General features: G+C 68.2%; 15 protein-coding genes and 3 pseudogenes. 15 read left to right on the forward strand and 3 right to left on the reverse strand.

What is annotated here, in order from left to right; all coding sequences use genetic code 11:
- Positions 1-320 precede the first annotated feature (320 nt).
- From QLH51_RS06480 to QLH51_RS06490, 3 genes are all read left to right on the forward strand, one after another.
- Positions 321-884 (forward strand): Crp/Fnr family transcriptional regulator, encoded by a 564-nt coding sequence (locus QLH51_RS06480; protein WP_164516127.1) that lies wholly within the window; start codon positions 321-323, stop codon positions 882-884.
- Positions 885-978: 94 nt separating this feature from the next.
- Positions 979-2634: an FAD-binding dehydrogenase gene (locus tag QLH51_RS06485; protein ID WP_125656958.1), complete on the forward strand. Its 1656-nt coding sequence runs from the start codon at positions 979-981 to the stop codon at positions 2632-2634.
- Between the two features lie 17 nt (positions 2635-2651).
- Positions 2652-3659: an alpha/beta hydrolase fold domain-containing protein gene (locus QLH51_RS06490; RefSeq protein ID WP_125656955.1), complete on the forward strand. Its 1008-nt coding sequence runs from the start codon at positions 2652-2654 to the stop codon at positions 3657-3659.
- Here the strand turns inward: QLH51_RS06490 and QLH51_RS06495 are convergent.
- Positions 3656-4627, reverse strand: coding sequence for an AraC family transcriptional regulator (locus tag QLH51_RS06495; RefSeq protein ID WP_125656952.1), 972 nt, complete (start codon positions 4625-4627; stop codon positions 3656-3658). The two genes, QLH51_RS06490 and QLH51_RS06495, sit on opposite strands and share 4 nt — an antisense overlap.
- 102 nt (positions 4628-4729) lie before the next feature.
- On the opposite strand from QLH51_RS06495, the gene QLH51_RS06500 reads away from it, so the two are divergent.
- On the forward strand, positions 4730-5728 hold the full coding sequence (locus QLH51_RS06500; protein ID WP_125656949.1) for a zinc-dependent alcohol dehydrogenase family protein: 999 nt from the start codon (positions 4730-4732) through the stop codon (positions 5726-5728).
- Positions 5729-5762: 34 nt separating this feature from the next.
- A complete protein-coding gene (locus QLH51_RS06505; RefSeq protein WP_125656947.1) occupies positions 5763-6056 on the forward strand; it encodes a DUF1330 domain-containing protein in 294 nt (97 codons plus the stop codon).
- 105 nt (positions 6057-6161) lie between these two features.
- Here the strand turns inward: QLH51_RS06505 and QLH51_RS06510 are convergent, their stop codons facing one another.
- Positions 6162-6422 (reverse strand): PepSY domain-containing protein, encoded by a 261-nt coding sequence (locus QLH51_RS06510; protein ID WP_125656943.1) that lies wholly within the window; start codon positions 6420-6422, stop codon positions 6162-6164.
- 98 nt (positions 6423-6520) lie between these two features.
- Positions 6521-7174 (reverse strand): hypothetical protein, encoded by a 654-nt coding sequence (locus QLH51_RS06515; RefSeq protein WP_125656940.1) that lies wholly within the window; start codon positions 7172-7174, stop codon positions 6521-6523.
- A 202-nt stretch (positions 7175-7376) separates the two neighbouring features.
- Between QLH51_RS06515 and QLH51_RS06520 the strand changes: the two genes are divergently transcribed.
- The 10 genes and pseudogenes from QLH51_RS06520 to QLH51_RS06575 all read left to right on the forward strand — a co-directional run bounded on the left by QLH51_RS06520 (position 7377) and on the right by QLH51_RS06575 (position 20830).
- Complete coding sequence (locus QLH51_RS06520) at positions 7377-7832, forward strand: MarR family winged helix-turn-helix transcriptional regulator (protein ID WP_125656937.1); 456 nt, start codon at positions 7377-7379, stop codon at positions 7830-7832.
- Positions 7833-7834: 2 nt separating this feature from the next.
- Complete coding sequence (locus QLH51_RS06525; protein WP_125656934.1) at positions 7835-8599, forward strand: enoyl-CoA hydratase; 765 nt, start codon at positions 7835-7837, stop codon at positions 8597-8599.
- 59 nt (positions 8600-8658) lie between these two features.
- The gene (locus tag QLH51_RS06530) at positions 8659-9636 is read left to right on the forward strand and encodes an NAD(P)H-dependent flavin oxidoreductase (protein ID WP_125656931.1); all 978 of its coding nucleotides are present in this window, start codon (positions 8659-8661) and stop codon (positions 9634-9636) included.
- A gap of 344 nt (positions 9637-9980) precedes the next feature.
- Positions 9981-10319, forward strand: a pseudogene (locus QLH51_RS06535) (transposase); the annotation flags it as partial.
- 555 nt (positions 10320-10874) lie between these two features.
- Positions 10875-11129 (forward strand): annotated as a pseudogene (locus QLH51_RS06550) (glucose/galactose MFS transporter); the annotation flags it as partial.
- A gap of 8 nt (positions 11130-11137) precedes the next feature.
- Positions 11138-13492: a glycoside hydrolase family 127 protein gene (locus QLH51_RS06555; RefSeq protein WP_125656928.1), complete on the forward strand. Its 2355-nt coding sequence runs from the start codon at positions 11138-11140 to the stop codon at positions 13490-13492.
- 620 nt (positions 13493-14112) lie between these two features.
- Positions 14113-16069 (forward strand): annotated as a pseudogene (locus QLH51_RS06560) (tryptophan 7-halogenase).
- The gene (locus QLH51_RS06565; RefSeq protein WP_164516125.1) at positions 16066-16239 is read left to right on the forward strand and encodes a hypothetical protein; all 174 of its coding nucleotides are present in this window, start codon (positions 16066-16068) and stop codon (positions 16237-16239) included. Before QLH51_RS06560 ends, QLH51_RS06565 begins: the two are co-directional and overlap by 4 nt.
- A 41-nt stretch (positions 16240-16280) precedes the next feature.
- Positions 16281-19487, forward strand: a complete 3207-nt coding sequence (locus QLH51_RS06570; protein WP_125657079.1) for a glycoside hydrolase family 2 TIM barrel-domain containing protein — start codon at positions 16281-16283, stop codon at positions 19485-19487.
- Positions 19487-20830, forward strand: a complete 1344-nt coding sequence (locus tag QLH51_RS06575) for a family 43 glycosylhydrolase (RefSeq protein ID WP_125656921.1) — start codon at positions 19487-19489, stop codon at positions 20828-20830. The genes QLH51_RS06570 and QLH51_RS06575 overlap by 1 nt, the downstream gene beginning before the upstream one ends.
- Positions 20831-20979 lie beyond the last annotated feature (149 nt).

Below are 20979 nucleotides of genomic sequence, written 5' to 3' on the forward strand. Positions count from 1 at the left end.
CATGTCCTCATCCCCTCACTTCGGGATACTGACCGTGATCGAGTGCGCAGTGGAGGGGGATGGTCGATGCCCCGCGGTCGTCGGCAACTAGGCTGTCCGGCGCCGTACGCCATCGGATAGACTGAAAAACGGAATGCCGCGTTCGTCCTTCGCCAGGAAACCCGATCGAAGGCATCGGACGGCCGCCAGTTCCTCCCACAGCACAGGGTGTGCGATTGATGGCCGTGTTCGACACATGGGAAGTCACGCAATCCCAATGGTTCAAGGCGTCGGATGCCGCACTCCGGAGCGCCGTCTCCGCTGCGGCCGGAGTCCGGTCGTTGACCGATGGCGCCGCGGTCTATCGGCAGGGCGACCCGCCCGACGGGCTGTATGCGGTGGTCGAGGGGCAGGTCCGGCTAACGGGCTATTCGCCGCAGGGCATCGGATTCCTGCTGTTGCTGGCCGGGCCGGGCGAGTGGTTCGGCGAGGCGTCGAGCCTCGACGACGGACCACGCCAGCAGGACGCCGTCTCGCACGGCAACAGCGTGGTCCTTCATATCTCGCACGGCGATCTTGCCAAGATCGGTGCGGAAACGCCCGGGCTCTGGCGGGCGATCGGGCGGATGGCGAGCCTGCACCAGCGCGCGGCGCTGGCGTCTATCCGCAACCTCCTGTCGATGCCCGCTGCCGGCCGGGTCGCGCTGCTGCTCCAGGCGCTCGACGGCCGCCGTCCGGGTGTGCCGCTGTCGATCGCGCAGGACGAACTCGCCGCCAATGTCGGCCTGTCGCGCCAGACGGTGAACGCGGTGTTGCAGGACCTGCGTCGTCGCGGCCTGATCGAACTGGGCTATGGAAGCGTCCGGGTGACGGGCGACCTGACCGGCATCGCGCAGGGCGACTGACGCTGCCCCAAAACGAGATTGTCGTATATCCGACAATCTTCCCGTTGATTTCGATGTATCCCGGTCGCCGGTACAGCAAGTGACGGAGATCACGATGCAGGATGCGGATGTCATCGTCGTCGGCGCGGGGCTGGCGGGGCTCGTCGCGGCGGCGGAGGCGGCGGACGCCGGTCGCAGCGTCGTGATCGTCGACCAGGAGCCCGAACAGAATATCGGCGCGCAGGCGGTCTGGTCGCTGGGCGGCCTGTTCTTCGTCGATTCCCCCGAACAGCGGCGGATGGGGATCAGGGACAGCCGCGACCTCGCCTGGCAGGACTGGCAGGGCACGGCGGGCTTCGACCGCGATGAGGATCACTGGCCCCGCCGCTGGGCAGAGGCCTATGTCGATTTCGCGGCGGGCGAGAAGCGCGGCTGGCTGCGCGCGATGGGCCACCGTGTCCTCCCCGTCGTCGGCTGGGCCGAACGCGGCGGCGCGTCGGCCAGCGGGCCGGGCAATTCGGTTCCGCGCTTCCACCTGACCTGGGGCACCGGGCCCGGCGTCGTCGCGCCGTTCGAACGGCGGGTGCGCGACCATGCGGCGGCGGGGCGCATCGGCTTCCGCTGGCGGCACAAGGTCGAGCGCATCATGCTGACCGACGGCGTCGCAACCGGCATCGCCGGTGCCGTCCTCGAACCCAGCGGCGTACCGCGCGGCGGCGAGACCTCGCGGGTGCGCACCGGCGACTTCGAACTGCGCGCGCAGGCGATCATCGTCGCCTCGGGCGGGATCGGCGGCAATCACGACATGGTGCGGGCGAACTGGCCCGAAAGGCTCGGGCCGCCGCCCGCGACGATGATCTCGGGCGTGCCGATGCACGTCGACGGCAGCATGATCGCGGTGCTGGAGGCGGCGGGCGGCAAGCTCATCAACCGCGACCGGATGTGGCATTATGTCGAGGGGCTGCGCAACTGGTCGCCGGTGTGGAATCGGCACGGCATCCGCATCCTGCCCGGCCCGTCGTCGATGTGGTTCGATGCCACGGGCAAGCGGTTCGCGGCACCCGACTATCCCGGCAACGACACGCTGAGTACGTTGGCGGCGATCGGTCGGACCGGTCACGACTATAGTTGGTTCGTCCTAAATCAGACGATCATCGCCAAGGAATTCGCGCTGTCGGGGTCTGAGCAGAACCCCGACGTGACCGGCAAGAACGTCCGCCTGCTGCTGCGCCGCGCGCTCAACGTGAAGCGCGCGCCCGGCCCGATCGAGGCGTTCAAGCGGCATGGCGAGGACGTCGTCGTCGCCGACGACCTGCCGACGCTCGTCGCGCGGATGAACGCGCTGGTCGGCGGCGATCTCGTCAGGCTCGCCGATATCGAACGCGAGCTTGTGGCGCGCGATCGCGAGATGGACAACGCCTTCGGCAAGGATGCGCAGGTGATGCTGATGCGCAATGCGCTAAGGTCCCGCGGCGACCGGTTGTCGCGCGTGGCCAAGCCGCACAAGATCCTCGATCCCGCGCACGGGCCGCTGATCGCGGTGCGGCTCAACATCCTGACCCGCAAGACGCTCGGCGGGTTCCAGTGCGATCTGGACGGACGGGTGTTCGACCGGAACGACGCGATCATCCCCGGCCTGTATGCGGCGGGCGAGGTCGCGGGGTTCGGCGGCGGCGGCCTGCACGGCTATCGCGCGCTGGAAGGCACGTTCCTGGGCGGTTGCCTGTTTTCGGGACGGACGGCTGCGCGCGCCGCTGCTGCCGCACTGTGAGGGGAGGGGATCTCGTGATGGGTGACGACAAGGGGGGACGCGGCGTCGCCGTCGCGCTGCTCGCCGCCGGGGCGGCGGTCGGGCTGGGGGCGGCGCTGCTTTCGATGCGCGCGCGGCGCAACCATCGCAGCGCCAAGGCCGAAGCGATCGTCGCCCTCATCAAGCGCCGCGATCGCGTGGGGGCGACCGATACGCCGGAGGGCAACGCGGCGCTGATCGCGCTCAATTGCGCGGCGGGACCGGCGGCCCCGCCCGAACGGATCGCGTCGCGGTTCGCCATCGACCTGCGCGCCATCGCCGGTGGCAGCGCCTATGTCGTCGCCGCGCGCGAGGCGACGACGAACCTGCGCCTGATCTACCTCCACGGCGGCGCGTTCCAGCTCGACCTGCTGAAGGAACATTGGCCGATCCTGGGCGGGCTGGCGGCGCGGACCGGTGTCGAGCTGACCGTGCCGCTCTATCCGCTGGCGCCGGAGCACGACTGGCAACCGGCCTTCGCGATGATCGACGCACTCTATGCCGAGATGGTCGCCGCGGTCGGCGCGCAGAACGTCGTCATCGCGGGCGATTCGGCGGGCGGCGGGATCGCGTTGTCGCTGTGCCAGCGGTGGCGCGACCGCGGCACGCCGCTGCCCGCGCGGCTCGTCCTCATCTCGCCCTGGGCGGACGCCACCGTCAGCGATCCCGCACAGACCGAGATCGCGAAGCGCGACCATATCCTGTCGATCGACCGGTTGCGCGACGCGGGCTTCTCATGGGCTGGCGCGCGCCGGACCAACGATCCCGTCATCAGCCCGCTGTTCGGGTCGCTCGCGGGCCTGCCCGCGATGCTCGTGCTGGCGGGGACCGACGATATCCTGGTGTCCGACGCGCGACGCCTCGCGACGAGTGCGCGGGCGAGCGGCACCGATCTGCGCCTGTCGGAATATCCCGGCATGTTCCACGTCTGGCTGGCCGCGCCGATCCCCGAGGCGGAGCGCGCGCTGGACGAGGCCGCGGCCTTCATTCTCGCATCGACCGGTTAGGCGGCGATCGGTACGCCCGCGACCTGACCGCCGATGGTGCGCCGCCATTCGCCGGGGGCCAGCCCCTCCATCCGGCGGAACGCACGGCTGAGCGCGGTGTCGGAGTCGTATCCGACCCGGACGGCGACCTCCGCCAGTGCAGCACCTTTGCGCGTCAGGATCTTGGCGCGGTACATCCGCCACCGCGTGACGTAGTTCAGCGGCGTTTCGCCCAGCACCGCGCGGAAATGCTGCGCGAAGGTCGAGCGCGAGACGCCCGCCACCTCGGCCATGTCCTCGACCGTCCAGTCGCGCGCGATGTCGGCATGGACCTGCCGGATCACGCGGGCGAGCGAGCGGTGGCGCAACGCGGCGAGCCAGCCCCCGGCCTGTGACCCGTCCGCCGCCGCCCATGCGCGGATCGCCTGGATGAACAGCACGTCGGTCAGCCGCTCGACCGCCAGATCGGCGCCCAGCCCGTCGCCCAGACTCTCCAGCCCGATCAGCCGCAGCGTCGTCTCCAGCAGCGGCAGATGATCGTCGCCCAGCCGGACGTGGAGCAGGTCGGGCAGCACCGCCAGCAGCGGTTCGGCCGCGACCGGATCGAACGACAGCCGTGCCGACACGATCTCCATCACCGCGCCCTCCCCGCCGTGACGGACGGTGCGGTCAGGGATGGTGGTGAACCCCGTTTCCGCCGAGAAGCCGGGCAGGTGTACGAACAGTTCGGCGCAATCGACGATGCGGCTGTCGGGCGCATCCGCCATCGCGAAGCGCGTGCCCTCCTTGATGATGAGGCAGTCGCCCTCGGCCACGCGGAGCGGCGCGTCGCCGGCCTTCAGCAGCCAGCCCTCACCGTCCGCCACCATCATCAGCCGCGCCTGATAGCCGGTGTCGAACGCGACGCCCCACGGCGCGCTTAGCCGGACCCGGACATAGAGCGAACTGGCCACGCTCATCGCGCTCACGACGTCATCGAAGAGGTCCATGGCGCATCGTGCTGGACGATCGGTCAGGAATCAAAGCCTTTGAGCTATTATCCGTATCGCCCGGTCCGCCTATCTGTCGATCAGCAAGACAGGAGACAAACCATGCGTACCTACAGAATGACCAAGGCCGGCTCGCTCGACGACCTGAAGATCGTAGATGAAGCGGTGCCCGTCCCCGGTCCGGGACAGGTGCTGATCCGGGTCCGCGCCACCGCGCTCAACTTCCGCGACCTCGCGCTGCTGACCGGCATGATCCCCGCCCCCGTCAAGCCCGACGTCGTGCCGCTGTCTGACGCGGCGGGAGAGATCGAGGCTGTCGGCCCCGGCGTCACCCGCTTCGCACCCGGCGACCGCGTCATCAACAGCTTCTTCCCCGAATGGTTCGGCGGCGGTTTCAACGGTGTCAGTGCGGCCGCACAATACTCGCTCAACGTCGATGGCTGGCTGACCGAATACAAGGTCGTCGGTGCTGAAACCGTGGTCCGCGCGCCCGACGGACTGTCGTTCGAACAGGCCGCCGCGCTGGTCTGTTCGGGCGTCACCGCCTGGACCGCGCTGGCCGGTGTGCGCGCCGGCGACATCGTGCTGACGCAGGGGACCGGCGGTGTTTCGATCTTCGCGGTACAGATCGCCAAGGCGCTCGGCGCGCGCGTCATTGCCACCACGTCGAGCACGGACAAGGCGGACCGGCTGCACGCACTGGGGGCCGACGAGGTCATCCGTCACGACACCGATCCGGAATGGGGCGCGATGGCGCGCGCGATGACCGAACACGGCGTGGACCGCGTCGTGGACACGGTCGGCGCGGCGACCTTTTCCCAGTCGCTCAAGGCGGTCGCGGCGGGCGGTCAGGTGTCGATGGTCGGTGTGCTCGGCGGGTTCGAGGGCGGCGTCGACTATCTGTCGATGTTCCTCAGCTATGCGCGGTTTCAGGGCATCACCACCGGCAGCCGCCGCGACCTGGAGGACCTGGTCCGCTTCGTCGAGCGCACCGGCCTGAAGCCGATGATCGACCGCCGCTTTAGCTTCGACGACGCGCGCGCCGCGATCGAGCATCTCGGCCGCCGCCAGGTGTTCGGCAAGGTCGTCATTGAGCATTGAGCGACCAACACCCGACCCACCTGTGATGGAGACGATGAGTGCGTATGCCATCTTCATCCGTAAGCGCGCCCGCGATGCGGAGGAACTGAAATTCTATGCCGATCTGGTGACGCCGCTGCTGGCGACGTCCGGGGCGACCGTGGTGGCCGCCTATGGTGCGCTCCATCCGCTGGAGGGCGCCGCGCCCGAAGGCGTCGTCATCGCGTGGTTCGACACCATGGAGGCGGCGCGCGCCTTCTACGACAGCCCCGAACATCAGGTGGCGTTGAAGCATCGCTTTCTGGGCGCCGACTATCGCTCGATGATCGTCGAGGGACTCGACGGCTGAAAATCACCGCTCTCCGGCGTCGCGACGACCTTCGTCACGCCGGAGAGCGGATCATCGTAACGTCACGGTCCCACGTGTTACCGTCGCAGGATCGCCCTGTCGGGATTAGTCGTGACCCCGATGCTTGGGCTTCACGCTCATTAGCTTGCCGGTGCGAGGGTCCGCGTGAAATTCATACAGCCGTCCATTCTTCGTCATCTCGCCTTCCCAGTGACCGTCGTCGGCTTCGACCTTGGTCATCTGGTATCCCTGTTTGGCGATGGCGGCACCGACCTTGCCGGATGGAAGCCAGTTGGCGCCCGGCGTGTCGGCGAGAACGGGTGATGCTACAAACGTCAGGGCGATCGCGGCGAAAAACACTTTCATTTTCTTCTCCGTTTCTACCGGTTAACCATCAACCATCCATCCAGTTTCATCGGTTGAAAGAGGATACTGCACCACCCATCATCATCCCCGGGGTCGGGTCAGCGCCGCGTGCAGATCGGCTGACCCGACGGCGACAGCAGGCGTTCCCGGCGAACCTTCCCGTCGCGCGCGGTGCCTTCGTAGACCGCGCAGCCGTTGCCGTCGCGCTCGATACGGGCGTTGCGATAGCGCAGGCGGGCGTCGGTGCGCTGGAAGGCCGTCACCTCGGCGCTTGGCAGCGCGTCGTTGCCGTAATGCCGCTCCGCCGTCGGAAAACCGCGGTCGGTGAAGTCCTGCCGCGGATCGCGGCCACCGGCATGGCCGTGACCGTGGTGGTTCGGCACGTCCCCGGCCAGGCTGCGCGCGACACCGCGATTGTCGAGTACGACATCGATGCCGCCGAGCGTACGGTTGAACGAGGCGAGTTCGGCGGGACTGACGAAGCCCTGCCTGCGCGACAGGCGGGTCAGGTCCTGTCGAGTCCGTGCGACGTCGCGGCGCAGGAGGGTGGCTTGCGTGCGATCGATCGCGCGGGTCTGCTCGGCCTGGGCGATCCGGGCCTCGACCTGACCGATCCGCGCACGCAGGGCGGCGGACTGGCGCGCATTGTCGGCACGCTGCGCCTGCGTGCCGCGCTGTTGCGGAGCGGCGGTCGCCGGGGCCGCCATGCCGGCGAGCGCGAGTGCGGGAACCAGAACGAAAAGCGCCTTCATGAAACCTCCTGCCAGAACTCCGGGGCGTAAACGCTCTCTTCGCCCCCTGGTTCGGTCCCGATAGCAGCGATTCGATGAACGGGAGCCGATCCCGCGGCGCTGTCGCGCGGTGTCACCGGCGCATTCGCGAAAGATCATAATTGTATTTCGCTCGCGAACTATATACTTCGCATACGAACATGATTCGAGTTGGCAGCGAACGATGGCGTATGGCGGGACAGGCAAGGACGGAACGGGGCGGCGACCGCGCTTCGTCTATCTGCTGACGCTGGCGCAACGCCGGGTACAGGCGGCGATCCAGGGCGATGTCGATGGCAGCACCGCGGCGCGCGCCGGCCTGCTGATGGCGTTGCCGCCGACCGGCGACGGCGTGCCGATGAAGCGTCTCGGCACCAGCCTGGGCCTGGGCGCGCCGGCGCTGTCGGGACTGCTCGACCGCATGGCGCGCGACGGGCTGGTCGAGCGCCGCCCGGACCCGGCGGATGGCCGGGCATGGAACATCACGCTGACCGATGCCGGTCGCGCGCTGCGGATCGAGGCGGCGCGGTCGGCGAAATTGCTGAACGACCGCCTGTGCGAAGGCTTCGACGACGCCGAACTCACGATCGTCGCGCGCTGGCTGGAGGCGGCCGGCACCAGATTTTCCAGGGAGAAGTGACGATGACCGACCATGTGACGGTGACGAAGGCCGATGGCGTCCTGACGCTGCTGATGAACCGCCCGGACAAGAAGAACGCGCTGACCGACGCGATGTACGGCGTGCTTGCCGACGAGATCGGCGCGGCGCAGGCCGACACGGCGGTGCGGGTCATCGCGATCCGCGGCGAAGGCGATATCTTCACCGCGGGCAACGACTTGGCCGACTTCGCGTCCGCCAGGCCCGGCTACGGCCCGCGCAACGTCGGCCGCTTCATCCGCGCGATCGCCGAGAACGACAAGCCGCTGATCGCCGCGGTGCAGGGCCGCGCGGTGGGCGTCGGCACGACGATGCTGCTCCACTGCGACCACGTCATCCTCGCCGACGACGCGAAGCTGACCACGCCGTTCGTCAGCCTGGGGCTGGTGCCCGAGGCCGCGTCGAGCCTGCTGCTGCCCGCCCGGGTCGGCCATCTGCGCGCGTTCTCGATGCTGGCGCTGGGCGAGGCGGTCGCGGCGCGCGACGCCGTCGCGCTGGGGCTGGCGAGCGCGGTCGTGCCCGTCGCCGACCTGGTCGGCGCGATCGAAAGCGCGGCGGCCCGCATCGCCGCACAGCCGCTCGGCGCGATCCGCGCGACCAAGCGCCTGATGCGCGACGCCGCGGCGATCACGGCGCACATGAACGTCGAGAGCAAGGAATTCCTCGAGCGCCTGCAAAGCCCCGAAGCCAAGGAGGCGTTCATGGCCTTCGTCCAGCGCCGCGCGCCCGACTTCACTCAGTTCGCCTGACCTGGCTTTCCCGTCGGCATCCCGGTGTCGACGGGCGAACCGCACCCGGAGTAACTTTCATGCGCACCAGGATCACCGAGTTGTTCGGCATCGAGCATCCGATCGTCCAGGGCGGGATGCACATGGTCGGCTATGCCGAACTCGCCGCCGCCGTCTCGAACGCCGGCGGGCTGGGCATCATCACCGCGCTGACCCAGCCCGGTGCCGAGGCGCTCGCCGCCGAGATCGCGCGCTGCCGGACGATGACCGACAAGCCGTTCGGCGTGAACCTGACCTTCCTGCCGGTGGCGCGCGAGGTCGACTATCCCGGCTATGTCCGCGCCATCATCGAAGGCGGGGTCAAGATCGTCGAGACGGCCGGCAACAACCCCGCCGCGGTCCTGCCCCCGCTGCACGCGGCGGGCATCAAGGTGATCCACAAATGCACCTCGGTCCGCCACGCGCTGAAAGCGGAGGCGATCGGCTGCGACGCGGTCAGCGTCGACGGGTTCGAATGCGGCGGTCATCCGGGCGAGGACGACGTCCCCAACATGATCCTGCTGCCCCGCGCGGCGGACGAACTGAAGATTCCCTTCATCGCGTCGGGCGGGATGGCCGACGGGCGTTCGCTGGTCGCCGCACTCGCGCTGGGCGCGGACGGGATCAATCTGGGCACGCGCTTCGTCGCGACGCAGGACGCGCCCGTCCACCAGAACGTCAAGGACGCGATCCTTGCGGCGAACGAACTGGACACACGACTGGTGATGCGCCCGCTGCGCAATACCGAACGCGTGCTGAAGAACGCAGGGGTCGACCGGTTGCTCGACAAGGAACGCGAGTTGGGTTCGTCGATCACCTTCCCCGACATCATGGACGAGGTGGTCGGCGTCTATCCCAAGGTCATGAAGAACGGCGACATGGATGCCGGCGCGTGGAGTTGCGGCATGGTCGTCGGCCTGATCCACGACATCCCGACCATCGCCGAGATGGTGACGCGGATCGTGGAGGAAGCGGAAAGGATCGTGCGTGATCGCCTGCTGGCGTACACTGGTGCATGAAAGCTTTTCCGGCACGGGGTCGCTTTGCCCGCGCCGGGCAGCGGTTCTACACTGTCGATTAAAGGCATAGCCGGAAGGCAACATCCGGATGATGCCTGGCCACGTCGATGTCGACATGGGCCGGCTGCTGCATACCGGCGCCACCGCGCATGCGGCTCTGCCAAGACCCGGCATGCCGCAGAATCAGTGCATCATGGCAGCGCCAATCCTGCCAGCAATAAACGAGGACAGGCCCGGCCCAAGTCTTGCCAATCTATTGCGAGCCAGAACCGGCTAATCCTGCTAAGCGGCGTACGGGCCCTTCTAACCTTGGTCCCGACTGCCAGTGGCAGCATCGACGCTGTCGCGAAGCCTGCCCTGCGCTCGACCGCTTCTTCGCCGATGGCAGCTATGCCGGGCCCAAACTGGCCACTGCCATCGCGCATACCGACCATCTCGTCATCGAGATCGTCCGGCGTTCCGATGCCCGCCGCTTCGTCGTCCTGCCCCGGCGCTGGGTCGTCGAGCGCACCATCGCATGGCTCAACCGATGCCGGTGTCTCGCCAAGGACTGGGAGGCATCCGTCGCTTCTTCCGGGGCATGGCTCATCATCGCTTCCATCAGGCGCATGACCCGCCGCATCGCCGAACTCGAAGTATGGGTCGGGTTCTCAGGGCGCCCATGTCGTCGAGACTGTAGGTGACGGTGACCTCAAGCGTTCCGTGATGTCCCTGATCGCCCGCCGGCCTGCGGCCCGGATTTCACTTCGGTGATGCGCCAGACATATCTGTCGAAGCCCTTAGCCCCGCGTGCAGCGAATTCGTCTTGTCGTTGAACGGCAATGGATGGCTCTTGCCATAGATCTCGACCCTGCCGCCCGCGATCCGGCTGGCATAACGCCAACCGTCTGCCCCCGAAAATTGGGTCTGGTTACGCAACTGGCGGCTTCATCATGGCCGAGCGGGATGTCGGGGAATTCGCCGTCCCGATCGGGGTCCCTGAACGATTGCAGCGTCGCGCCGAGCGTCATGATCCGCGCGCTGACGCCATCAGCGCCGTACAGGCAGGAGCGGCCTGCGCCGACGATGGCAGCGCAAGCAGCGGCCCCGAGGATGTACCGGATCGACCGCAACCCTCCCGGCGGCCCACCCCCGTGGCTTGCGCATTGACCGCAATATGGGCGCGATATAGTCAGACATATTACCGGGTGGCAAACGGCGGCATCGATCGCCGGACCACGAATTGCGCGGAGAGTGGAATGGCGGGTTCGATCGGTTCAACGGCGCCAGCTGGAACGCCGGCCATGACAGAAGGCTACGGCAAGGCGCTGACGCTGCTCGCCAGCCTGTTCTTCGTGTGGAGCGGCATCACCGCCATCGACAACACGCTGCTGCCGCACCCGCGAAACGTGTTCGACCGCAACTACACGCAGACGACGCCGATCGAGAGCGTGCTGTTCATCGCCTGTTTCTTCACGTCGATCCCGTCGGCGAAGCCGGTCGCGGCAAAGGGGTGAAGACCATGCGACCGACCCGACGCGAACTGCTGGCGGGCAGCGCCGCCCTCCTCCTCGCCCGGCCGGTCGTCGCGGCGACGGGGCCTTCGGTCGGCCTCCGCGCGGCGCCGGTCCCGATGCGGCATGTGCGGCTGAAACCGTCCCCGTTTGCGGACGCCTTCGACGCCAATCGTCGCTATCTGCTGTCGCTCGACCCCGATCGTCTGCTCCACAACTTCTACGTCTCCGCCGGGATGCCCGCCCCCGAACCCGTCTATGGCGGCTGGGAGGCTCAGGGGATCGCCGGGCACAGCCTGGGTCACTGGTTGTCCGCCTGCTCGCTCGTCGTCGCCAATACCGGCGATCGCGCGATCGCGGCGCGCCTGGATCATGCGTTGGCGCAGCTGTCGCGCATTCAGGCCGCGCACGGCGACGGGTATATCGGCGGCACGACCGTCGAGCGCGACGGCAAGACGGTCGACGGCAAGATCGTGTTCGAGGAAGTGCGCCGCGGCGACATCCGCACCATGGGTTTCGACCTCAACGGCGGCTGGGTGCCGCTGTACACCTGGCACAAGGTCCAGGCCGGGCTGACCGACGCGCACCTGCTGGCGCGCAACCCGCGCGCGATGCCCGTGCTGCTTGCCATGGCCACCTATCTCGCAGGGGTGCTGGAACCGCTGACCGACGCGCAGATGCAGCAGGTGCTGCGCGCCGAGCATGGCGGCCTCAACGAGAGTTTCGCGGAACTTCACGCGATCACGGGCAATCCGCGCTGGCTGCGGCTTGCCGAGAAGATCCGTCACAAGGCGGTGCTCGATCCCCTCACCGCCGGTGTCGACCGGCTCGAGGGGCTCCACGCCAATACCCAGATTCCGAAGGTCATCGGGCTCGCCCGCCTGCACGAGCTGACCGGCCGCGCGGACCACGCCGCGGCGGCGCGGTTCTTCCACGCCCGGGTGACTGGCCACCACAGCTACGTCATCGGCGGCAATTCGGAACGCGAGCATTTCGGCGCCCCCGACAAGCTGGCCGCGCGCGTGACCGAGGCGACGTGCGAGGCGTGCAACAGCTACAACATGATGAAGCTGACCCGGCATCTGTACGGGTGGCGGCCCGATGCCCGGTGGTTCGATTATTACGAGCGCGTCCAGCTCAACCACATTCTCGCGCACCAGCGGCCCGATACCGGCCAGTTCGTCTATTTCATGCCCCTGGCCAGCGGCGCGCGGCGAAGCCACTCCTCACCCGAGGACAGTTTCTGGTGTTGCGTCGGGTCGGGGATGGAAAGCCATGCCAAGCATGCCGACTCGATCTTCTGGCACGATGCGGCGGTCGCCGGCGGGACGCTCTACGTCAACCTGTACATCCCCAGCCGGCTCGACTGGCCGGATCGGGAACTCTCGCTGGATCTCGATACCGCCATGCCGCTGGAAGGGCGCGCGACGCTCACCGTCCGCCGCGCGCCGCGTCGCGTACAGCGCATCGCGCTGCGGCTGCCCGGCTGGGCGAAGGGTGCGAGTGTGGCGATCAACGACCGCCCCGTCGCGGTCGTCGCGGAGCGCGGCTATGCGATGCTCGACCGTCGCTGGACGTCGGGGGACCGGATCGCGATCAGCCTGCCGATGCGCGTGACCGCCGAACCGCTGCCCGACGATCCCGCTACGGTGGCGTTCCTGCACGGGCCGCTGGTGCTGGCGGCGGACCTGGGTGCCGCGGACGCCCCCTTCGACGGCATCGGTCCCGCGCTGGTCGCCACCGGCGCCACGACCGCCGCGATCACCCCGGTCGGACCGGCTCTCTTTCGGGCGAAGGGGGCGCTCGGCGAGGGGCTGTCGCTCCGGCCCTTCTTCGCCCAGCACGACCGGCGCACTGCGGTCTATTTTCCGACCTTCTCCCCGACCGGCTGGGCCACGGCCCGCGACGGCTATCTCGCCCGCGCGGAAGAGGCCAGGGTGCTGGCGCGGCGGACCATCGACGTCTTCCACCTGGGCGAAATGCAGCCCGAGCGCGACCACGGCTTCACCGCGACGAGGAGCGAGGTGGTGAACTGGGCCGGTCGCCCCGGGCGGCGGCTGCGGCTCGGGGATCGCATCGAATTCGAAATGACGCGCCGCGACGGCCCGGCGGTGCTGCGGGTGACCGTGGTCGCCGAAGACGCCGATCGGCCGATGGCGATCACCGTCGATGGCCAACCGGTGGCGCAGGTGGCGCGCCACGTTCGCGAGGGCGAGCGATATGCCCTGCTGGACTATGCGATCCCGTCCGCGGGCGGGCAGGGTCGCCCGCGCGCGTCGGTATCGATCACGGCCGATCGACACCCGACGGTGGTCTATGAGGTGCGGATGCTGGCCGACCGCGAGGCGGCGCCTGTCGCCTGACGTCGCCGCGCGGATCGGCGGATTGCCATCGCGCCCGCCGGGACGGGCCATAGTCAGGCAAAGACCGATGCTGTCGGCAGCCGATTTCGGCCCCGTATTTGTCGGACCTTTTGGCCGCGCTCGCGGTACGTCCGCCAAGGGGGTAGGCGCTTTCCAACCGTTCTGCCAAGCCCCCGCGCCGGTCGAGAGTCCGCCGTCGGCACCGGATTCCCGCACGGTCGGCCCATGCGTCGCCGCGCGCGGACACGCGGCGAATCGGACCCGGCGACGAGATTCTCCGGATCGGACCGTGCGCAGAAAGGTCAGGGAAATGCATGATCCGTTCCGCCCCGATCCCGGCACCAACGGTACGACATGCGCCGAAAACGCCGTGTGCAGGTTCCTACTTCTACGGGGGAGGTTGTGAAATATCCACCTTCTACAACAGCTTGCAGACTGTGCTGACGCAATCTGTCGCGAACTGGACCAATTATATGATTTATATTGTTTGGCAGATAAGCTGGCCATAATAGTCGGACAAAGTTCGTAATAAGCTTCAACTGAGCGGATGAGGAATGGTGAAGGGTGTATTGCTGGCCGGCGCGTCGATCATCGCGATCGCGGGCACGCCGAACGACGCGATGGCGCAGACCGCTGCGGAGCCGGCGGCTCCCGTCGCGGCTCCCGTCCCGGATGCCGGCGACGATATCGTCGTGACGGGCGTCCGAGAATCTTTGCGCACCGCACAGGCGATCAAGTGCAATGCGGACCAGATCGTCGACTCGGTCAGTGTGCAGGATATCGGCAAACTCCCGGACGCCAACACCACCGAGGCGCTCCAGCGCATCACGGGCGTCCAGATCCAGCGACGCTACGGTGAAGGCGCCACCGACTTCGATCACCGCACATCGCCTGCGATCACGGTCCGCGGCCTGACCCAGGTGCAGAATTTTCTCGACGGACGCGCCGTCTATTCCGCCTCGGGTGGCCGCGCCTTCGATCTCGAAGGGATCCCGCCCGAACTGCTTGCGGGCATCGACGTATACAAGAACGCGCCGGCCAACATCATCGAGGGCGGCGTCGGTGCCGCGGTCAACCTGCGTACGCGGCGACCGTTCGATTCGCCCGGCCAGGTCTTTAGCCTGACCGCGCGCGGCAACTATTACGACCGGGTCGGCAAGTTCGGCTATGCGGCGTCGGGCCTGTACAGCAACCGGTTCGAAACCGGCATCGGTGAGATCGGCGTGCTGGTGAACGCGGTCTATTCCAAGAGCAACTATCGCCAGGACTGCCTGATCGTGAACGCGTCGCAGCCGATCCCCGCCGGGTCGGTCACCGGCGCGCCCGCCAATGCCAAGGCGCCGATGGGGTTCCAGGTGTATGACGACACCGGCGATCGCAAGCGGCTGGGCATCGCCGCCGCGGCCCAGTGGCAGGCGGCCGACAACCTGCTGGTCACCGGCCAGTATCAGCTCGCCAAATTCTGGTTCAACCGGACGGGTGCCTATTACTACACCGTCAACGGCGGCAGCAATTCCGATCCGCTGCCGGGCGCGGCGTTCACGTTCAACGACGAGGGCTATGCGACGTCGGGCGCACTGCGCCGCCAGAATTTCGAGACCGGCCGGTTCGACCAGGAACTGTGGAGCCAGAGCCAGAACATCACGCTGGGCGCCGACTGGGAGCCGACCGAGCGGACCAAGGTGCATTTCGACGCGCAGTATCTGAAAAGCTATTACAACGCCGACCGCAACGGCCACGTCCTGTCGCTGTTCAGCGCATCGGGCCAGAACAACGCCAGCTCGCCGCGCCCGTCGATCATCGATTTCGACCTGCGCGGCCGCAAGCCCACGTGGGACGTGCGCGACAAGGCGCTGCTGACCAATCCGGCCAATTACACGACGCCGTTCATCGCCGATGCGATCCAGCGCAACGACGCCGACCAGCTCGCGCTGGGCGCGGCGTTCGAGGACTGGAGCCACTGGCTGCCCAACGACCGTGCGGTCGCGGTGCCGACCGCCAATGTCGGGCCACCCACGCCCTACACCCGATCGACCGCGCGGGCGGCGGGATGGCAGTGGCGCATCCCGCTCCAGCACCGGCGACGGCTACGTCTACGCCAGCAGTCACCTGTCGGAGGACGAGGCGACGGCGGCGCTGCTCGCGTCGCTGGACGGCGCGCCGTTGGCGGATCCCCGGTCGCTTCGCTTCCGCACGGGACGACGCGACCGTTTCTGGATCGGCAATTGCGTGGCGCTCGGACTGTCTGGCGGCTTTCTCGAGCCGCTCGAATCCACCTCGATCCATCTGATCCAGGCGGGCATCGCGCGGCTTCTGGAGATGCTGCCGACGCGCGCCTGCGATCCCGCCGACACCGCGCGGTACAACCGGCTCATGGCCGCGGAATTTGACCAGGTGCGCGACTTCGTCATCCTCCATTTCCACGCCAGCGACCGCCGCGACACGGCCTATTGGCGCGAACAGGCCGAGCGACCGATCCCGGACACGCTGGCCGAGCGGCTGGCGATCTATGCACGCACGGGGCGGGTTTACCGCGAGGGCGACGAACGTTCACCAAGACGAGCTGGCTCGCGGTGATGCACGGACAGGGGCTGACCGCCGCGGGCCACGATCCGCTGGCCGAGACGATGCCGCTGGACGAGGCGGCGGCGCGGTTGCAGCGCATCGGTGCGGTCGTCGCCGCCGCCGCCGCGCAGATGCCCGATCATGATGCGTTCATCGCGCGACACTGCGCCGCACGCGCATGACAACACCGATACGATCGAGAGGGAATGCCGCGATGCGCACGATGCTGAAAATGGGGACGGCGGCGATGGCGCTGGCGATGACGAGCATGGCGGCAGCGCAGGATACTGCGCCGCGCGTCGATCCCGTGCAGATCGATGCGACCCGTCCGGACTGGGAGAACCCCGCCATCTTCGCGCGCGGCAAGATGCCCGCCGCCGCCACCGGCTTTCCGTTCGAGACGCGCGCGATCGCGATCGCGAACGATCCCGCCGCGTCCGCGCGCTATCTTTCGCTCGACGGCCAGTGGAAGTTCGCCTTCTCTCCCGGCGCCGAGCAGGTGCCGACCGGGTTCGAGCGTCCGGACTATGACGTTTCCGGCTGGAAGAGCATCAAGGTGCCCGCCGACTGGCAAGCCGAGGGCTATGATCAGGCGCGCTACAACAACATCACCTATCCCTTTCCCGCCAGCCGTCCGCTGATCCCGCATGCGACCAACCCGGTGGGGTCGTATCGCCGCGACGTCGACCTACCGGCGGGCTGGTCGGGCCAGGACGTGATCCTGCACATCGGCGCCGCGGGTTCCGCCTATTATGTCTGGGTCAATGGCGGGCGGGTCGGCTATTCCGAGGATTCGAAGCTGCCGAGCGAATTCGACGTCACCCGGTTCGTGAAGCCGGGCCGCAACACGGTCGCGATTCAGGTGATCCGCTGGTCCGACGGCAGCTATCTGGAGGATCAGGACTTCTGGCGCGTATCGGGCATCGAGCGATCGGTGTATCTGGTGGCGGCGCCCGCGACGCGGGTGCGGGACACCTTCGTCCATGCCGGGCTGGACGACGATTTTCGCGACGGGCGCCTGTCGGTCGACCTCGTCGTGACGCCGGGTGCGGCGACGACCGCGCGGCTGGTCCTGCTCGACGGCGATCGTGCGATCGTCGAGCGCAGTGCCCCCGTCGCGGCCGGCAAGGGTGATCGGACCGTGACGCTGGCGGGCACCGTACCCGGCGTGCGCGCCTGGACCGCTGAGACGCCCGACCTCTACACCCTCGTGACCGAACTGGTCGACGCGAAGGGGCGCGTGCTCCAGTCGACCGCGCGGTCGATCGGCTTTCGCACCGTCGCGATCCGCAACGGCCTGGTCAGCGTCAACGGCAAGCCGATCACCATCCGCGGCGTCAACCGCCACGAGCATGATCCCGAGACGTTCCACGTCGTCAGCCGCGCCTCGATGGAGCGCGACGTCCAGTTGATGAAGCGCAACAACATCAACGCGATCCGCACCTCGCATTATCCCAACGACCCATATCTCTACGAGCTCGCCGACCGATACGGCCTGTATGTCATGGACGAGGCGAACATCGAGAGCCACGCATATATGGACTATGCGAACAAGCATCCCGACGAGCGCGCGAAGCTCCAGATCGGCTTCGATCCCGCATGGCGCGACGCGCACGTCAGCCGCGTCGTCAACATGCTCGAACGCGACAAGAACCATCCATCGGTGATCTTCTGGTCGCTGGGCAACGAGGCGGGGATCGGGCCCAATTTCGAAGCCGCGGCCGCCGCGGCGAAACGGCGCGATCCGGGACGCCTGGTCAGCTACCTCGGCTGGGGCACCTGGGACGGCGTCCACGATCATCGGCCCAACTGGTTCGCCGACATCTATGCGCCGATGTACGACCCGGCGGTGAAGATGGCCGACTATGCCGTCAACTGGACCTTCCGGCAGCCGATGATCCAGTGCGAATACGGCCATATGATGGGCCAGTCGGGCGGCAACCTGAAGGAATATTGGGACACGATCTACGCGTATCCCGACAAGCTGCAGGGCGGGTTCGCCTGGGACTGGGTCGACCAGTCGATGTACCGCTACACCAGGGACGGGCGGCGGTACTGGGGTGACGGCGGCGAATATGGTCCCAATCCGGGCGGGGATATCGAGTTCGGCGACGGCCTGCTCCAGTCCGACCGCACGCCCAATCCGCAGCTGTACGAACTGCGCAAGGTCTACAGCCCCGTTCAGTTCGACGGCTTCGACCCCGCCACGGGGCGCGTGACGGTGCGCAACCGCCACGATTTCCGCGACCTGTCGGGCTTCGCCCTTGCATGGGAGGTGATCGAGGACGGCGTGCCGGTCGCGTCGGGCAGGCTGCCCGATCTCACCACCCCGGCGCGCGGCGCCGAGGCGATCACGCTGCCGCTCGCGAGCGTTCGGCGCCGCGACGGCGCCGAGTATTTCGTGACGGTGACGGTCACGTCGAAGGCGGGCGCGGTGCCGCTCGTGCCCGGCGGGACGATCGTCGGGTTCGAACAGTTCGCGCTGGCCGGCGCTCCGCCCGCCCCACCCGCCTCGAGCGGCGTCGCCACGATCGGCGAGGCGCGCGGCGCGATCACGCTCAGCGCCGGCGGCGCGGTGCTGGAGGTCGATCGCAGGACCGGGCTCGTCCGCCGCTATGCCAAGGACGGTCGCGATCTCGTGACCGGGGGCGCGCCGCATTTCTGGCGCGCGGTGACCGACAACGACATCGGCATCGGCACTGACAAGCAGCTCGCCATGTGGAAGGCGATGAGCGACGCGCGCACCGTCACGTCGGTCAAGGCGGATCGCGGCGCCGTCACCATCGGCTATGATCTGGGCGATGGCGCGGCCAGGTTCGAGACGCGCTATGCCATGGCGGGCGACGGATCGGTCGCGGTCGACGGCGTGTTGACCCCCGTGAAGGCCGACCTGCCACCGCCGTTCCGCGTCGGTTTCGCCTTCGCGATGCCGACCGATGTGACGAGCGTCGAATGGTATGGCCGCGGGCCGCACGAAAGCTATGTCGACCGCAGAACTTCCGCCCCGATCGGGTTGTGGCGCGGGGCGATCGCCGAGCAGAACCACGACTTCATCCGCCCGCAGGAAACCGGAAACAAGGTCGATGTGCGCTGGATGGAACTGTCGGGTGCCGGGCGGGGCTTGCGCGTCCAGGGCGACCAGCCGCTGATGATGAATGCGCTCGCCTTCCCCTATGCAGACCTCGACCGGCACACGCCGGGGACGTGGAAGTCGACCGATGTCGTACCCCATGGCCAGGTCACGATGCTGGTCGATTCCGCGCAATGGGGCGTCGGCGGCGATACCCAGTGGAGCGAGTTCGGCAAGCCGCTGCCGCAATACCGGACCACGCTGGCTCCTACCCGCGTCGCCTTCCGCCTGACGCCGTTCTCCGGCGACGGCACGACGCCCGGCAAGGCCCGTGCGGCACGCGCGACGGGGGCGGAGTGATGCGCCGGCGCACGATCCTGCTGGCCGCCGTCCTGCTCGGCGGGACCGCAGTGGCGGCGGATGCGCCCGTGCGCTGGGATGCGCCCGGGGCGGGCAACCCGGTGCTGCCGGGCTATTTCGCCGACCCGTCGATCGTCCGCGATGGCGGTCGCTGGTACATCTTCGCGACGATCGATCCATGGGGCGACGACCGGCTGGGGCTGTGGACGTCGGACGATGGCCGCGACTGGCGCTTCTCGACCCCCGACTGGCCGACGAAGGCGGCCGCGACCAGCCCCACGTCGGGCGATGCGAAGGTCTGGGCGCCGTCGGTGGTCAAGGCGCGCGATGGCCGCTGGTACATGTACGTGTCGGTCGGCAGCGAAGTGTGGGTCGGCACCGCGCCCTCCCCGGCGGGGCCATGGCGCGACGCCAACGGCGGCAAGCCGCTGATCGGTCGCGACTTCGACCGCGCCTATCACATGATCGATGCCGAGGCGTTCGTCGACGACGACGGTCGCGCCTATCTCTACTGGGGATCGGGGCTGAACTGGGTGAACGGGCATTGCTTCGTCGTCCGGCTGAAGCCCGACATGGTCACCTTCGACGGCGTCCCGCGCGACGTCACCCCGCGTGGCTATTTCGAGGCGCCGTTCATGGTGAAGGCCGGCGGGCGCTATCTGCTGACCTACAGCGACGGCAACACGACGAAGGACACGTACAAGGTCCGCTATGCGGTCGGCGCGACGCCCTTCGGCCCGTTCGAGGAAGCCGCGACCAGCCCGATCCTGGAAACGCACCGCGACCGCGACGTCGTCAGTCCCGGCCACCACGCCGTGTTCCGCTCGCGCGGGCAGGACTATATCCTCTACCACCGCCAGGCGCTGCCATGGCCGCAGGTGGGCGACGCCGTGCTGCGCCAGATCGCGATCGACCGGCTCGATATCCGCCCCGACGGCACGATCGCAAAGGTGGTGCCGACGCACGGCAGCCCGGTCGCCGGCTTCGCGCCGCACCGGACGAAGGGACTGGCCTGGCGCGCGAGCGGCGAGGGCGGGCGGGCCGCCGACGACAATTACGCGACGCTGTGGCGCGTGCCGAAGGACGGCCCCGGCACCCTCGTCGCCGACCTGGGTCGCCGCCGCCGGATCGCGCGATCCCTCGTCCGCCCGGAATTCGCAACCCGGCCCTATCGCTTCGCGGTCGACGCCTCCGACGACGGGCGGACGTGGCGCCCCGTCGTGGCGATGGCATCGCCCAGCGGATCGCCGATCGCGCTCCGCCATCAGGTCGCCGCGCGCTACCTCCGCCTGCGAACCGACGACCGCGGCGCGGGCCTGTGGGAATGGACCATTCTGCCCTGATCGTCGTCCCGGCGTCCACGTGCCTGTCCACCCCCGCCGCTGCGGCGGTGCGACAGGCCTGTCCATGCCGAACCAGCGATCATCCAGCGCCGGACGTTTCGCGGCCCTCGGTGCCCCCGCACCTGTTGCGACTGGATAAAGCGGGATGG

Source organism: Sphingomonas sp. 2R-10, from assembly GCF_030062225.1.
Classification (GTDB): Bacteria; Pseudomonadota; Alphaproteobacteria; order Sphingomonadales; family Sphingomonadaceae; genus Sphingomonas.

Coding starts and splice junctions, on each gene's coding strand:
- QLH51_RS06485 (WP_125656958.1), top strand. CDS start 979: ATGCAGGATGCGGATGTCATCGTCGTCGGCGCGGGGCTGGCGGGGCTC.
- QLH51_RS06490 (WP_125656955.1), top strand. CDS start 2,652: ATGGGTGACGACAAGGGGGGACGCGGCGTCGCCGTCGCGCTGCTCGCC.
- QLH51_RS06495 (WP_125656952.1), bottom strand. CDS start 4,627: ATGGACCTCTTCGATGACGTCGTGAGCGCGATGAGCGTGGCCAGTTCG.
- QLH51_RS06500 (WP_125656949.1), top strand. CDS start 4,730: ATGCGTACCTACAGAATGACCAAGGCCGGCTCGCTCGACGACCTGAAG.
- QLH51_RS06505 (WP_125656947.1), top strand. CDS start 5,763: ATGAGTGCGTATGCCATCTTCATCCGTAAGCGCGCCCGCGATGCGGAG.
- QLH51_RS06510 (WP_125656943.1), bottom strand. CDS start 6,422: ATGAAAGTGTTTTTCGCCGCGATCGCCCTGACGTTTGTAGCATCACCC.
- QLH51_RS06515 (WP_125656940.1), bottom strand. CDS start 7,174: ATGAAGGCGCTTTTCGTTCTGGTTCCCGCACTCGCGCTCGCCGGCATG.
- QLH51_RS06520 (WP_125656937.1), top strand. CDS start 7,377: ATGGCGTATGGCGGGACAGGCAAGGACGGAACGGGGCGGCGACCGCGC.
- QLH51_RS06525 (WP_125656934.1), top strand. CDS start 7,835: ATGACCGACCATGTGACGGTGACGAAGGCCGATGGCGTCCTGACGCTG.
- QLH51_RS06530 (WP_125656931.1), top strand. CDS start 8,659: ATGCGCACCAGGATCACCGAGTTGTTCGGCATCGAGCATCCGATCGTC.
- QLH51_RS06555 (WP_125656928.1), top strand. CDS start 11,138: ATGCGACCGACCCGACGCGAACTGCTGGCGGGCAGCGCCGCCCTCCTC.
- QLH51_RS06570 (WP_125657079.1), top strand. CDS start 16,281: ATGCTGAAAATGGGGACGGCGGCGATGGCGCTGGCGATGACGAGCATG.
- QLH51_RS06575 (WP_125656921.1), top strand. CDS start 19,487: ATGCGCCGGCGCACGATCCTGCTGGCCGCCGTCCTGCTCGGCGGGACC.